This window comes from Streptomyces sp. NPDC048590 (assembly GCF_043199535.1).
Taxonomy (GTDB): domain Bacteria; phylum Actinomycetota; class Actinomycetes; order Streptomycetales; family Streptomycetaceae; genus Streptomyces.
In genome coordinates this window covers 184,914-197,042 of record NZ_JBICWC010000004.1, presented here as the reverse complement: position 1 = coordinate 197,042, position 12,129 = coordinate 184,914, and the positions used below count along the sequence as shown (strand labels likewise).

The window sequence follows — 12,129 nt, the reverse complement described above, 5'->3', positions numbered from 1 at the left end:
AGCCCGGCGGGGTGGCGCTCCACGGCCGGTAGAATTGGCAGGACCGACCCCTCTCCACCGCCGGAAGGCCGCCCCGTGCCAGCAGCACCCCCCGCCGCCCCCGACTCCGCGACCGACGTCGTCCTGGTCGTCGACTTCGGCGCCCAGTACGCCCAGCTCATCGCCCGCCGCGTCCGCGAGGCCCGGGTCTACAGCGAGATCGTCCCGTCCACCATGCCGGTGGCCGAGATGCTGGCGAAGAACCCCCGCGCGATCATCCTCTCCGGCGGTCCTTCCTCGGTGTACGCGGAGGGCGCGCCCAGCATCGACCGTGCGCTCTTCGAGGCCGGGGTCCCCGTCTTCGGCATGTGCTACGGCTTCCAGCTGATGGCCACCACCCTCGGCGGCACGGTCGACGACAACGGCGCGCGCGAGTACGGCCGCACCCCGCTCTCCGTCACCAAGGCCGGCTCCACCCTCTTCGAGGGCACCCCCACCGAGCAGCCGGTCTGGATGTCGCACGGCGACGCCTGCTCCGCCGCTCCCGAGGGCTTCACCGTCACCGCGTCCACCGACGTCGTCCCGGTCGCCGCCTTCGAGAACGACGAGAAGAAGCTCTACGGCGTCCAGTACCACCCGGAGGTCATGCACTCGACCCACGGCCAGCAGGTCCTGGAGCACTTCCTCTACCGGGGCGCGGGCATCGAGCCGACCTGGACGACCACCAACGTGGTCGAGGAGCAGATCGCCCTGATCCGCGAGCAGGTCGGCGACAAGCGCGCCATCTGCGGCCTCTCCGGCGGCGTGGACTCCGCGGTCGCCGCGGCCCTCGTGCAGAAGGCCATCGGCTCGCAGCTGACCTGCGTCTACGTCGACCACGGTCTGATGCGCAAGGGCGAGACCGAGCAGGTCGAGAAGGACTTCGTCGCCGCGACCGGCGCGAAGCTGAAGGTCGTCGACGCCGAGAAGCGCTTCCTCGACGCCCTCGCCGGGGTCTCCGACCCCGAGCAGAAGCGGAAGATCATCGGCCGCGAGTTCATCCGCGTCTTCGAGCAGGCCCAGCTGGAGATCCTCCAGGAGGACGGCCCCGAGGTCGCCTTCCTCGTCCAGGGCACCCTCTACCCGGACGTCGTCGAGTCCGGTGGCGGCACCGGCACCGCCAACATCAAGTCCCACCACAACGTGGGCGGGCTCCCCGACGACATCGAGTTCCAGCTCGTCGAGCCGCTGCGCCAGCTGTTCAAGGACGAGGTCCGGATGGTCGGCCAGGAGCTCGGCCTGCCCGAGGAGATCGTCCAGCGCCAGCCGTTCCCCGGCCCCGGCCTCGGTATCCGTATCGTCGGCGACGTCACCAAGGAGCGGCTCGACCTGCTGCGCGAGGCCGACGCCATCGCCCGCGAGGAGCTGACCGCCGCGGGCCTGGACCGAGACATCTGGCAGTGCCCCGTGGTCCTGCTGGCGGACGTCCGCAGCGTCGGCGTCCAGGGCGACGGCCGCACCTACGGACACCCGATCGTGCTGCGCCCGGTCTCCTCCGAAGACGCGATGACCGCCGACTGGTCGCGTCTGCCCTACGAGACGCTGGCGAAGATCTCCACGCGCATCACCAACGAGGTCGCCGACGTCAACCGAGTCGTGCTCGACGTCACGAGCAAGCCGCCGGGGACGATCGAGTGGGAGTGATCCCCTCGCTCTGAGGTCAACGCCGATGCCGTCGCTCATTCGTCCGGGCGGCGGCATCGTCGTATCCGCGTCCACGTCGACGAACCCGGTCCGGTTTCAAGGCCCGCACACCCACGGGGATCCACCACGACAAGATCAAGGTGGACTCGCCCGGTCCGATCGAAGCGGACCTCACGGAGATCTGCAGCCGGGGCCGGTAGAAAGCCCCTGGCCTCCGCGTACGGTCCCGTGCCAGGCTCACGGTCATGTCGACCGAAGAGATCAGAGCACTCATGGCCGCCCCCGGGAACGACCGGCTGACCTGGAACACCCCGCTGTCCGAGGAGCACGCGGCCACGCTGGTCGCCGCCTGCGGGCCCGCGCCGGGCGCCCGTATCGCGGACTTCGGCAGCGGCTGGGGCGAACTGCTGATGCGTCTGGTCGAGGCGGCGCCCGGCGCCACCGGCGACGGGATCGAGACCGACCCGGACGCCGTCACGCGCGGCATGCTCCTCGCCCGGGAGCGCGGTCTTGCGGACCGGGTGCGGTTCCACGAGGTGTCCGCGGCCGCGCACTCCGAGGGCGGGTACGACCTCGCCGTGTGCATCGGGTCCTCGCACGCCTGGCCGGGAGGGACCTCCGAGGCGCTGAAAGCCCTGCGGGCGGCGGTGCGTCCCGGAGGGCGGGTGCTGTTCGGGGACGGTTTCTGGGAGCGCGAGCCCTCTCCCGCCGCGCTGGAGGGGCTGGGCGCCGAGCCCGGTGACTTCGGCTCGCTCCTGGAACTGATCAGGCAGGCGGAGGCGGCCGGCCTCAGGCCGCTCCAGGTGACCGTGGCGGACCAGCGGGAGTGGGACCTCTTCGAGTCGGCCGCCAACATCGGGCGGGGCGAACGCTGGGCGCTGGAGAACCCCGGGCACCGGCTGCACGCCGGGGTGAGGGAGGCCGTAGGCGCCCGGCGCACGGGGTACTACGGGGGATACCGGGGCACGCTGGGCCTCGCCTACCTCGTGCTCAGCGCCTGAGAATCGCACATTCGCGCGATGTACGCTCCGGGCTCGCCCCGATGCGGGACGAGCCCGGAGCGTACGGCACAATTCGCAGAAATAGCAGGCGAGTTGGTTGTACCCAGGTAAGAAGGGGCGGAGTTCTCCGTGGCGTTGGACGAGGCGAGGGTGAAGAGCGCGCACGGCGGTGGCTGCACGTGCGGCGACTGCCCGCACGGGGCACGCGAAGGACACCGCCGCGCGGTGGCTGCCTTCCTCGCCAAACGGGATGAACTCGCCTCGGGGAAGGGCCTGCCCGCCGGCGTCGCGCAGTCCGTCTCGGCGTCGAGGCAGTGGGTGTCGGACGAGCTGACCGAGTCGGCGCGCGCCGTCGCCGAACGCGGCCGGGAGGCCGGCGACGCCTGGCTCCACACGCTCTGGCGCCGCACCCTGACCGTGGTCTGGGGCGGTGTCGCCCTGCTCGTCGTCGGCGAGGCCGTCACCGCCATCGGCGCGGGCTGGTCCACGGCGCGCACGGCCGGGCTGGTCGCCGCGCTCGTCACCGCGGGCCTGCTGACCGGCGCCGCCCGCTTCCACCGGGCCCGGGGCGGGCTCCTCGCCCCGCTGATCGGTGAGGACAACCGGCTCTCGACCTCACGTACGGTCGCCGCCTCCTGGGTGCTGCTCGCCGCGTTCTCCGTGCTCGTCCTCGCGCTGCAACTCGCCGGTGCCTCCGACCACGCCGACCGCGACGCCCTCATCGAAGGGCTCGACCTGGTGCGCTCGGCCGGAGTGCTGACCGTCCTCGCGCTGGTGTGCGCCGTCGCCGTCGTCGTACGCCGGGTGGTGACCGTGCGGGTCCTGGCCCAGCGGCTGCAGAAGCTCCGTGCCGACCGGCCGCGCGCCGCCGATCTGCTGACCGACGACTCCGGGCGCGGCAGCTTCACCGATGTGCAGTACGTCCTGGTCAGCGCGGTCGCCGTGCTGTTCGCCGCGGTCCGGCTGGCCCGCCGCCCGGAACAGCTGCCCGATCTGCCGTGGGGCCTCGCGGCCCTGGTGGCGGTGTCGGCCGCGACCTACTTCGCGGGCAAGTACGCGGAGGGCGGCCGTCCCGTCATCCTCTCCGTCGTCCGGGCCAGGGAGGCCGGGGATCTCGACGCCCCGATCCGCACCGGTGACGACATCGAGATCCGCGGCGCGGGATTCGTGCCGCCCGGAGCGGGCAGCCCCGACCGGCTGGCGCGGGTGGTGGTCAGGATCGGGCGGGTGCACGTGCACGTCCCCCTGGTCCCGGTCACCGGAGGCTTCGCCAATCCGGCGGACACCGTGCTCACCGTGCCGGTGCCCGTCGAGGTCGAACCCGGCACCGTCGAGGTGCAGGTCGTCACCGCCGCGGGTGTCGAGACGAACTCCTGCCGCATCGACGTCACGGACTGAGCCACAGGCCTGGTGAGCGCCGCCGAACCGGCGTACGTATGGTCTGTCGGAGGGCCAACGGAAGGCGGAGCGGTGATGCGCGGGTACAGGGGCGGTTCCTACGGACTGGACGAGCCGAGGAGCCTGAGGGACAGGGCGGGGCGGTACGCGCTGCTGCCCCTGCGGATCTTCCTCGGTGTCACCTTCGTCTACGCGGGCATCGACAAGCTGACCGACAGTTCCTTTCTCGCGGCGAGCGGGCCAGGCTCCATCGGCGAGATGATGAACGGCGTACGGGACAGTGCGGCGATCCCCGGCCTGGTCGACCTCGCGCAATGGAGCCCGGAGGGCTTCGGCTACGCCATCGCGATCGGCGAGCTCCTCGTCGGCCTCGGCACCCTCGTGGGGCTGTGGGCCCGCCTCGCCGCCCTCGGGGGCGCCCTGATCTCGCTGAGCCTGTGGCTGACCGTCAGCTGGCAGAGCACGCCGTACTACTACGGGAACGATCTCGTCTACCTCATGGCCTGGCTGCCGCTGCTGCTCGCGGGCGCGCCGTACCTGTCGGTGGACGCCCTGAGGGGGGCGCGCCGCCCGGTGGACGGCCTGAGCGGGCCACGGGTCCGGTAGCAGAGGCCGTCAGGGGGCGCTCAGGTCACCCTGGTCGCCCCGCCGCGCGGTCCTTGCGCACCGATGCCCTCGGCCGACGCCCGCCGCGCCTGGCGTCGTCGGCGCAGCCGGTAGTTCACCCAGGTCACGGTCGCGGCGAGCCAGAGACCGCCGACGAGTACGGGGACGAAGAACCTCCAGGGGGCGTCCCACGCCCCGAGCGCGTCCGCGGCGTAGCCACCCGCCAGGGTCAGCATGACGAGGCCGGCCACCGCGCGGCCCGGACGGATCTCATGAAGTGGCACGGGTGACCTCCAGCTGTCCGACGCCGGCCTTCATCGCGAGCTCGATCGTTCCCGTGGGCCTGCCGCCCCCCGTGGGGTCGACGGTCCGCCGGGTGTGGTGGTCGGCGGCGATGTTCACGTCGTCGCGTGCGTCGGACGGGAACCGGATGTCACCCAGGCCCACCTCGGCGTCCACCCGCACCCGCACCCCCTCGGGGACCACGACGACCGCCCGGCCCGCCCCGACCTCGATGCCGGTGCGCAGGGTGCCGTCCTTCGGGAGGGTGATCCCGGAGAGGTCGAGCCGGGCGTCGCCCAGGTCCAGTTCGTAGCGGGGCTGGACCGCGGCGACCGAGGCCGGGCGCCATTCCTCGTGCACCCAGTCGGTGCCGATGTCGCGCGGGATCAGCGTGGATCCGGCCAGCAGCCCGGCGGTGAGGACCGCCAGCACGATCGTGCCGAAGCCCGTCCTGCCGACGACGGACGCGATCAGCAGGCCCAGGCCGAACACCCCGAGCGCCGCGGCGAGACCCAGCTGCACGCTGGTCCCCAGCGGATGGGTGTCCCAGTTCAGCCCGGCGACCAGACCACCGGCGACCACGGCCAGCACGAAGACGGAGCCCCCGATCGAACGCGGGCCGCGGGTCCCGCGGGAACGGCCGTGCGGGCGGCTCGAAGCGTGTGGCGCCGCCCCGCCCCGGCCGGACTTCCCGTTCGCGGACAGCGCGCTCTCCGGGCCCCACAGATAGCCCGTGCCCGAGGGCCCGGTCGTGCCGTCCTTGACGATCGGGTCCCGCCACCAGGACGGGCCGCTCGTCGTCGGAGGCGCCTTCACCTCGGGCGGCGCCCCGTGCCCGGCCGTGTGCGCGGTGGTTCCGGGGGCGTGCGCCGAGGTTCCGGACGGCTCTTCGGGCGGAGCCGTCCGACGGTGCTGCGTCCAGACGAAGAAGCCGACGACGGTCAGCGACAGCATCGCGGCGAAGGCGAGCATCCCGCCGTTGTGCAGCATCGACAGCAGCAGCCCGCAGCCCACCAGGGCCAGCAGCAGAGCGATCAGCGCGGGCCCCTCGACCCGGCCGGACAGCAGCCGGCGCGCCTCGTTCTCCTCCTCCCCGTCCACGGGGAGCAGCAGCCAGGCGAAGCCGTAGAAGATCAGGCCGATGCCGCCCGTCACGGCGAGGACGCCGAAGACGATCCGGAAGATCACCGGATCGACGTCGCAGTAGCGGCCGAGCCCGCCGCACACCCCGGCCACCACCTTCTGCCGCTTGCTGCGCTGCAGCCGCGGTGCCGGCTCGGGGGGCGGGGCGACGCCGGGGGAGGCGTCCTGGGGAACGGTCATGGCTCCATGGTGACGGTCCGTACGGTCCGGCGGGACCGGGGACGACCCTGGACCGACCCTGATATTGCGTCCCTGACACCGGGTGGAGGACTTTGCGGGAGCGGGGTCTCAGGGTCGGGTCCGGGCAGACCCTGATGCCATGACCCGCCGGGACGTGTGACGATCGGTCCATGCCTGCAGCGACGACCCGAGCCCAGAGCTCCCACGCCCCGGATCCGGAGGAGCCGGCGCCGCGCAGGCTGTACCGCAGCGACGACGGGCGGATGCTCGGCGGTGTGGCGCGCGGGCTCGCCGGACATCTGGGGCTGCCGGTCGCCTGGGTGCGGTTCGTCTTCCTCGGGCTGTTCTTCGCGGACGGTCTGGGGGCGGTGCTCTACGCGGTGTTCTGGATCGTCGTACCGCTCGGGGTCGGCGGGGGCGCGGGAGCGGAGGCACGGTCCCTCTTCGAGACCGCGCCCGACGGCAGGCGAAGACTCAGAAAGCCGGACAGGGGCCAGGTCTTCGCGCTGATCGCGCTGCTCGTCGGTGCCCTGATCTTCGTCGGCAACGTCGACATGGGCAGCAAGGCGGACCGCTACGTCTGGCCCGCCCTGCTCATCGGCGCGGGCTCCGTGCTGGTCTGGCGGCAGGCCGACAACGCCCGCAGGGCCCAGTGGATAGAGGTCGGACGCCGCCGCCGGGTGCTGCAGCTGGCCCGGGGCCTGGCGGGTGTCGCGCTCGTCGGCCTCGGTCTCGCCGCCTTCATGGTGGTGCGGGGTTCGGCCGCCCAGCTGGGTACGGCGCTGACCGCCGCCGTCGCCGTACTGACCGGCATCGCGCTCCTCGCGGGCCCCTATCTCGTGCGGATGACCCAGGACCTCTCCGAGGAGCGCCTGATGCGTATCAGGGCCCAGGAGCGTGCCGAGGTCGCCGCCCATGTCCACGACTCCGTCCTGCACACGCTCACGCTGATCCAGCGCAGCGCGGACGACGGCGCCGAGGTCCGCAGGCTGGCCCGCGCCCAGGAGCGGGAGCTGCGTAACTGGCTGTACAACCCGCAGGGCACCGGTAAGGACGCGGCCGAGGAGCCGTCGACCCTCGCCGAGGCCGTCAAGCGCGCCGCCGCCGAGGTGGAGGACAAGCACGGGGTGCCGCTGGAGGTCGTGGTGGTCGGTGACTGCCCGCTCGACGAGAAGCTCACGGCGCAGATGCAGGCCGCGCGCGAGGCGATGGTCAACGCCGCCAAGTACGGTGGCGAGGGCGGTGCCGTACAGGTCTTCGCGGAGGTCGAGGGCCGCACGGTCTTCGTCTCCGTACGGGACCGGGGGCCGGGATTCGACCTGGACGCCGTACCGGCCGACAGGATGGGCGTACGAGAATCGATCATCGGCCGGATGCAGCGCAACGGTGGTACGGCGCGGCTGCGTGCGGTGCCCGGCGGGGGCACGGAGGTCGAGCTGGAGATGGAGAGGTCGGGCGAATGACCGAGAACACCGAGGTGACCGGGGGCGAGGAGCGCCGGGTACGGGTCGTGCTCGTCGACGACCACCGGATGTTCCGCACCGGGGTCCAGGCCGAGATCGGCCGCACCGAGGAGACCGGGGTCGAGGTCGTCGGCGAGGCCGCCGACGTCGACCAGGCGGTCACCGTGATCACCGCGACCCGTCCCGAGGTCGTCCTGCTGGACGTCCACCTGCCGGGAGGCGGCGGGGTGGAGGTGCTGAAGCGCTGTGCCCCGATGATGGGCGCGGTCGAGAACCCGGTGCGTTTCCTGGCACTGTCCGTGTCGGACGCCGCCGAGGACGTCATCGGCGTCATCCGTGGCGGTGCCCGGGGCTATGTCACCAAGACCATCACCGGATCCGACCTGGTCGATTCGGTCTTCCGGGTGCAGGACGGCGACGCGGTGTTCTCGCCGCGGCTGGCGGGGTTCGTGCTCGACGCGTTTGCCTCGACCGACGCCCCGCCGGTCGACGAGGACCTGGACCGGCTGACGCAGCGCGAGCGGGAGGTGCTGCGGTTGATCGCCCGGGGATACGCGTACAAGGAGATCGCCAAGCAGCTGTTCATCTCGGTGAAGACGGTCGAGTCCCATGTCTCCGCGGTGCTGCGCAAGCTCCAGCTCTCCAACCGGCACGAGCTGACCCGGTGGGCGACGGCGCGACGGCTGGTCTGAGCCCGGCCGCTCCTGCCCGGCGTCCGGGCGGGAGCTGCGGGCCCGCGCTCAGCCGGGGTCCAGCGAGATGTCGAGCTTCTCCCCGGTCCTGCGGTACCCGATGCCCGCGTAGATCCGCTCGACGTCGGGGCCGCCCGGCTCCAGCCACACGGTGTGGAAGCCGCGGTCGAAGGCGGTGCGGGTCAGCCAGGCGGAGAGGGCGGCGCCGACACCACGGCGGCGGAAGGCCTCGGCCACGGCCAGACCGGCCAGTTCACCGATGCCACCGACCGGGGCGGAGCAGCCGCCGGCCCCTGCGGGGAGGTCGTTCACCGTGGCCAGTGCCGCGACGCCACCGCCCGCGGTCGCCGCGCGCAGCCAGGCGATCTCGCCGTCGTCGGGGCCGCCTTCGCCGCCGAAGCCGGTGTGCTGGACGGCGGCCGCGGCGGCGAACTCGTCGGCGGTGACCGGTTCGGAGACGCGCAGGCCGTCCACCGGCTTCGGTGTGAGGAGACCGCCGGCGGCGCAGGCCATGACCGGGGCGCGGTTCTCCACCGTGAACCCGGCCGCGAGCAGGGCCGGTTCGACGGCCGGTGCCCAGGACGGCAGGAACTCCAGCCGGGGGAGCCGGTCATGTGCGCGGAACGCCTCGACCAGATCGGCGATGTCCCGCGCGGTGGGTTCGGCTCCCTGGTCCGGGATGGCGTAGTTGGCGAACTTCAGCTCCCAGCCCGGGTTGTGGCGGACCGTGAAGGGGCCCACCCGGTAGTGGTCGGGGGAGCGGCGGGTGAGCGCCAGCGTGTAGTCCTGGATGGCTGTGTCCATGGGCAGGGAGCCTAAGGGCTGTCCCGTGATCCCCGGCGGGCGCGTGACGGCTGACGGGACAGCCCTCAGGCGACCCGGGTGGCTCCCGCGAAGGGCATGTCGTCGACCGACGCGTACCGGACCGGGGCTCCCGGGCGCGGGGCGTGGATCATCTGGCCGCCGCCGACGTAGAGACCCACATGGGTGACGCCGGGATAGAAGAACACCAGGTCCCCGGGGGCAAGTTCGGATCGGGAGACGCGTTGCCCGGCGTTGATCTGGGTGTACGTGGTGCGGGGGAGCGACACCCCGGCGGCCCGCCAGGCGGCCTGGGTGAGGCCGGAGCAGTCGAAGGAGGAGGGCCCGGTCGCGCCCCAGACGTACGGCTTGCCGAGTGCACCCTGGGCGAAGGCGATCGCCTCGGCGGCACGGGCGTTGGGCGCGGCTGCGGAACCTCGCGGGGCGCCCCGGTCGGCACGGGCGGCTCCGCCGTGCGCCGCGTCGGCAGAGCGCTCGTAGTCGGCGCGCTGCTCGGCGGTCAGGGTGGCCAGCAGCCTCTGCGCGTCGGCGAGTCTGGTGCGGACGTCGTCCTTGTGCTTGCGCAGCGCGGTGCGCTGGGAGGCGAGCAGGTCGAGCTCGTCCTGGGCCCGGGCACGGAGCTGGGCGATCTCGTTGATCTGCCGTCGCACTCCGTTGATCGCGCCGGCCTGGCGGTCGCCCGCCCGGTCCTCGTACGAGGCACGCTCCAGGTATTCGTCCGGGTCCGAGGAGAGGGCCAGCCGGACGGCGGGGTCGATGCCCGCACTGCGGTACTGGGCGGTGGCGTAGGCCCCGAGGGCGTCGCGCGCGGTGTTGAGGCGCTCCGTCCTGCGGGCTGCCTCGTCCCGCAGGGCGTCGAGGGACTTCTCGGAGTCCTCCGCGGCCTCCTTGGCGCCGTTGTACTTCTCGGTGGCGGCCTCGGCGTCGTGGTAGAGCCGGTCGACCTTGGCCTTGACCTGGGCCGGGGTGAGCTGGGGTTCCGCCTGGGCGGAGCCTTCGAGGGTGGTCGCGGTCGCGGCGCCGGCGAGCGCGAGGGTTGCCGCGGTGCGGGCAGCAGGCCCGGTGAACAGGCGCTGCTTGGGTTTACGGTGAGCGGCTTCTCGATGGGCGGCCACGGGGGTGGTGCGTCCTTCCGTTCGACTGCCCGTCGGGGGGTGCCGCGGGCCCGCTCGGGTCCGGCGGCGGGCCACCACAGGGGGGAGTGGCCCGCCGCCGGATTCCTGGCGGGGCGACCGGGGATGCCGCCCGGTACGGGGGCGGCGGGTGCAGATCCGGTCACCTGGGAGGGACGCTAAACCCGGCGCACGCCGAAGAGGCGTAATGACAGCTATTGCCCGCATGTGCTGTTTCGCTTCCCTCGGATGACCGTGAACCGTAAGCGGAGTCCGGTGATTCGCGCAGACCCGGGATGCGCTCATCGGGAAGTCGTACCTGGCTGAAGAGTGGTGATATGGGCGCGGTTAGGCTGCGGCCATGGACGTACTCATCAATGTCTTCGTGGCCCTGCACATCATCGGTATCGCCTCCCTGCTGGGCGGTTTCCTCACCCAGATGAAGGCCATGGGGGCCGGTACGGCCAGGTTCGTCCCGGCCATGCTGCACGGCGCGCTCACCATGCTCGTCACCGGCGTCGCCCTGGTGGGCCTCAACCAGGCCGACGACCAGACCGTGAACAACGTCAAGATCGGCGTCAAGCTGCTGGTCCTGATCGTGATCCTCGCGCTCGTTTATGTGAAGCGGGACGACGAGAAGGTGGACAAGGGCGTCTTCGCCGCGGTCGGCGGGCTGACCGTCGCCAACATCTTCATCGCCACCCTCTGGACCTGAGGGTCGCGAGCGGGCCCGGGGCCGCCCCCGGGTCCGCTTTCTTCGGGCGGTGACGGCACGGCCGAATTTTAGTAGCCATGGACATAGTAGCTATGTACTCTATTTCCATGAGCAAGGGTTCACCGGGTCCCACTCCCGGCTTCCTGGTGTGGCGGCTCGCCAACAAGTGGCGGGTCGCGGTCGACCGTGCGCTGGGCCCGCTGGGGCTCACCCACGCCCAGTACTCGCTGGTCGCCTCGCTGTACGGCATGCAGCGCGCCGGGGAGCGGCCCAGTCAGCGCCGGCTCGCCGATCACACCGGCCTGGAGGCGCTGTACGTCTCCAAGCTGGCGCGCGCCCTGGAGTCGGCCGGCCTCATCGAGCGCACCCGCGATCCCCGCGACCCGCGCGCCGTGCAACTCCGGCTCACCGATCAGGGTGAGGCGGTCACACGACGGGCGATCACGGTGGTCCAGGAACTGCTCCAGCAGTTGACGGAGCCGCTCGACGGCCTGGACTCCCCGCGCACGCGGGCGTTCACCGGTGAGCTGACGACCCTGCTCGGCGTCACTCTCGCTCCACCCGTACCGAACGACGAGAGCAAACGAGGGGCAACTCCATGACTTCAGCGTCCACCACCGCACCCGTCGCCGATGCACGCAACCTCGCACTGGCCCACTACGCCGCCCGAGGCGTCCTTGAACACGTCCTGGCCAGGCACGGCGTCACCTTCCAGCAGCAGATCACGCTGCGCGCGGCCGCCACCTCCGAGACTCCGCCGACACCGGACGGACTCCTCGTCCAGGTCCAGCGGTCCCTCAAGGCGGAGCCGGCCGGGATCAGGGCCACCATCGACGAACTGCTGGAACGCCGACTGCTCGTGGCGGACGGCGCGCACCTCGTCCCCACGGACGCGGGGCGGGAACTGCTCGCCGTGGTCGGCGCGGGGACCGCCCCCTTCTCCGCCCGCATCTGGGGCGGCATACCGGCCGAGGACCTGGCCGCCGCGGGGCGTGTCCTCGCCCTGGTCACCGAGCGCGCCGAAGCGGAGCTCGCGGCCCTGGGCGCCTGACG

13 protein-coding genes are annotated in these 12,129 nt (G+C 72.3%); 9 read left to right on the top strand and 4 right to left on the bottom strand.

Going from position 1 to position 12,129, the window contains the following annotated elements:
- The first annotated feature begins 75 nt into the window (after positions 1 to 75).
- The 4 genes from guaA to ACGFNN_RS13045 all read left to right on the top strand — a co-directional run bounded on the left by guaA (position 76) and on the right by ACGFNN_RS13045 (position 4,667).
- Positions 76 to 1,662, top strand: coding sequence for a glutamine-hydrolyzing GMP synthase (gene guaA, locus ACGFNN_RS13060; protein ID WP_393555413.1), 1,587 nt, complete (start codon positions 76 to 78; stop codon positions 1,660 to 1,662).
- Positions 1,663 to 1,907: 245 nt separating this feature from the next.
- The gene (locus ACGFNN_RS13055; RefSeq protein WP_393555411.1) at positions 1,908 to 2,663 is read left to right on the top strand and encodes an SAM-dependent methyltransferase; all 756 of its coding nucleotides are present in this window, start codon (positions 1,908 to 1,910) and stop codon (positions 2,661 to 2,663) included.
- A gap of 129 nt (positions 2,664 to 2,792) precedes the next feature.
- Positions 2,793 to 4,061, top strand: coding sequence for a hypothetical protein (locus tag ACGFNN_RS13050; RefSeq protein WP_393555409.1), 1,269 nt, complete (start codon positions 2,793 to 2,795; stop codon positions 4,059 to 4,061).
- Between the two features lie 75 nt (positions 4,062 to 4,136).
- Positions 4,137 to 4,667 (top strand): DoxX family protein, encoded by a 531-nt coding sequence (locus tag ACGFNN_RS13045; protein ID WP_393555408.1) that lies wholly within the window; start codon positions 4,137 to 4,139, stop codon positions 4,665 to 4,667.
- A 20-nt stretch (positions 4,668 to 4,687) separates the two neighbouring features.
- Here ACGFNN_RS13045 and ACGFNN_RS13040 read toward each other — a convergent pair whose 3' ends face one another.
- Together ACGFNN_RS13040 and ACGFNN_RS13035 are read right to left on the bottom strand one after the other, a co-directional pair.
- Positions 4,688 to 4,951 (bottom strand): hypothetical protein, encoded by a 264-nt coding sequence (locus tag ACGFNN_RS13040; RefSeq protein WP_393555406.1) that lies wholly within the window; start codon positions 4,949 to 4,951, stop codon positions 4,688 to 4,690.
- Positions 4,938 to 6,272, bottom strand: a complete 1,335-nt coding sequence (locus ACGFNN_RS13035) for a PspC domain-containing protein (protein ID WP_393555404.1) — start codon at positions 6,270 to 6,272, stop codon at positions 4,938 to 4,940. The genes ACGFNN_RS13040 and ACGFNN_RS13035 overlap by 14 nt, the downstream gene beginning before the upstream one ends.
- A 170-nt stretch (positions 6,273 to 6,442) precedes the next feature.
- Here ACGFNN_RS13035 and ACGFNN_RS13030 point away from each other — a divergent pair, with 170 nt between their 5' ends.
- Both ACGFNN_RS13030 and ACGFNN_RS13025 read left to right on the top strand, forming a co-directional pair.
- Complete coding sequence (locus ACGFNN_RS13030) at positions 6,443 to 7,735, top strand: PspC domain-containing protein (RefSeq protein WP_393555402.1); 1,293 nt, start codon at positions 6,443 to 6,445, stop codon at positions 7,733 to 7,735.
- Positions 7,732 to 8,427, top strand: coding sequence for a response regulator transcription factor (locus tag ACGFNN_RS13025; RefSeq protein WP_362538621.1), 696 nt, complete (start codon positions 7,732 to 7,734; stop codon positions 8,425 to 8,427). Before ACGFNN_RS13030 ends, ACGFNN_RS13025 begins: the two co-directional genes overlap by 4 nt.
- A gap of 48 nt (positions 8,428 to 8,475) precedes the next feature.
- Here ACGFNN_RS13025 and ACGFNN_RS13020 read toward each other — a convergent pair whose 3' ends face one another.
- Positions 8,476 to 9,231: a GNAT family N-acetyltransferase gene (locus ACGFNN_RS13020; protein WP_393555400.1), complete on the bottom strand. Its 756-nt coding sequence runs from the start codon at positions 9,229 to 9,231 to the stop codon at positions 8,476 to 8,478.
- A 65-nt stretch (positions 9,232 to 9,296) separates the two neighbouring features.
- Positions 9,297 to 10,364, bottom strand: coding sequence for an NlpC/P60 family protein (locus tag ACGFNN_RS13015; RefSeq protein ID WP_393555398.1), 1,068 nt, complete (start codon positions 10,362 to 10,364; stop codon positions 9,297 to 9,299).
- A 358-nt stretch (positions 10,365 to 10,722) separates the two neighbouring features.
- On the opposite strand from ACGFNN_RS13015, the gene ACGFNN_RS13010 reads away from it, so the two are divergent.
- The 3 genes from ACGFNN_RS13010 to ACGFNN_RS13000 all read left to right on the top strand — a co-directional run bounded on the left by ACGFNN_RS13010 (position 10,723) and on the right by ACGFNN_RS13000 (position 12,127).
- Positions 10,723 to 11,076, top strand: a complete 354-nt coding sequence (locus tag ACGFNN_RS13010) for a hypothetical protein (protein ID WP_362538627.1) — start codon at positions 10,723 to 10,725, stop codon at positions 11,074 to 11,076.
- 107 nt (positions 11,077 to 11,183) lie between these two features.
- Positions 11,184 to 11,678 (top strand): MarR family winged helix-turn-helix transcriptional regulator, encoded by a 495-nt coding sequence (locus tag ACGFNN_RS13005; protein WP_393555396.1) that lies wholly within the window; start codon positions 11,184 to 11,186, stop codon positions 11,676 to 11,678.
- The gene (locus tag ACGFNN_RS13000) at positions 11,675 to 12,127 is read left to right on the top strand and encodes a MarR family transcriptional regulator (RefSeq protein WP_393555394.1); all 453 of its coding nucleotides are present in this window, start codon (positions 11,675 to 11,677) and stop codon (positions 12,125 to 12,127) included. The genes ACGFNN_RS13005 and ACGFNN_RS13000 overlap by 4 nt, the downstream gene beginning before the upstream one ends.
- The last annotated feature ends 2 nt before the right edge of the window (positions 12,128 to 12,129 follow it).

Bases quoted from the DNA above. Each gene is read 5' to 3' on its own strand.
- ACGFNN_RS13055 (WP_393555411.1), top strand. From the start codon at position 1,908: ATGTCGACCGAAGAGATCAGAGCACTCATGGCCGCCCCCGGGAACGAC.
- ACGFNN_RS13045 (WP_393555408.1), top strand. From the start codon at position 4,137: ATGCGCGGGTACAGGGGCGGTTCCTACGGACTGGACGAGCCGAGGAGC.
- ACGFNN_RS13035 (WP_393555404.1), bottom strand. From the start codon at position 6,272: ATGACCGTTCCCCAGGACGCCTCCCCCGGCGTCGCCCCGCCCCCCGAG.
- ACGFNN_RS13030 (WP_393555402.1), top strand. From the start codon at position 6,443: ATGCCTGCAGCGACGACCCGAGCCCAGAGCTCCCACGCCCCGGATCCG.
- ACGFNN_RS13025 (WP_362538621.1), top strand. From the start codon at position 7,732: ATGACCGAGAACACCGAGGTGACCGGGGGCGAGGAGCGCCGGGTACGG.
- ACGFNN_RS13020 (WP_393555400.1), bottom strand. From the start codon at position 9,231: ATGGACACAGCCATCCAGGACTACACGCTGGCGCTCACCCGCCGCTCC.
- ACGFNN_RS13010 (WP_362538627.1), top strand. From the start codon at position 10,723: ATGGACGTACTCATCAATGTCTTCGTGGCCCTGCACATCATCGGTATC.
- ACGFNN_RS13005 (WP_393555396.1), top strand. From the start codon at position 11,184: ATGAGCAAGGGTTCACCGGGTCCCACTCCCGGCTTCCTGGTGTGGCGG.
- ACGFNN_RS13000 (WP_393555394.1), top strand. From the start codon at position 11,675: ATGACTTCAGCGTCCACCACCGCACCCGTCGCCGATGCACGCAACCTC.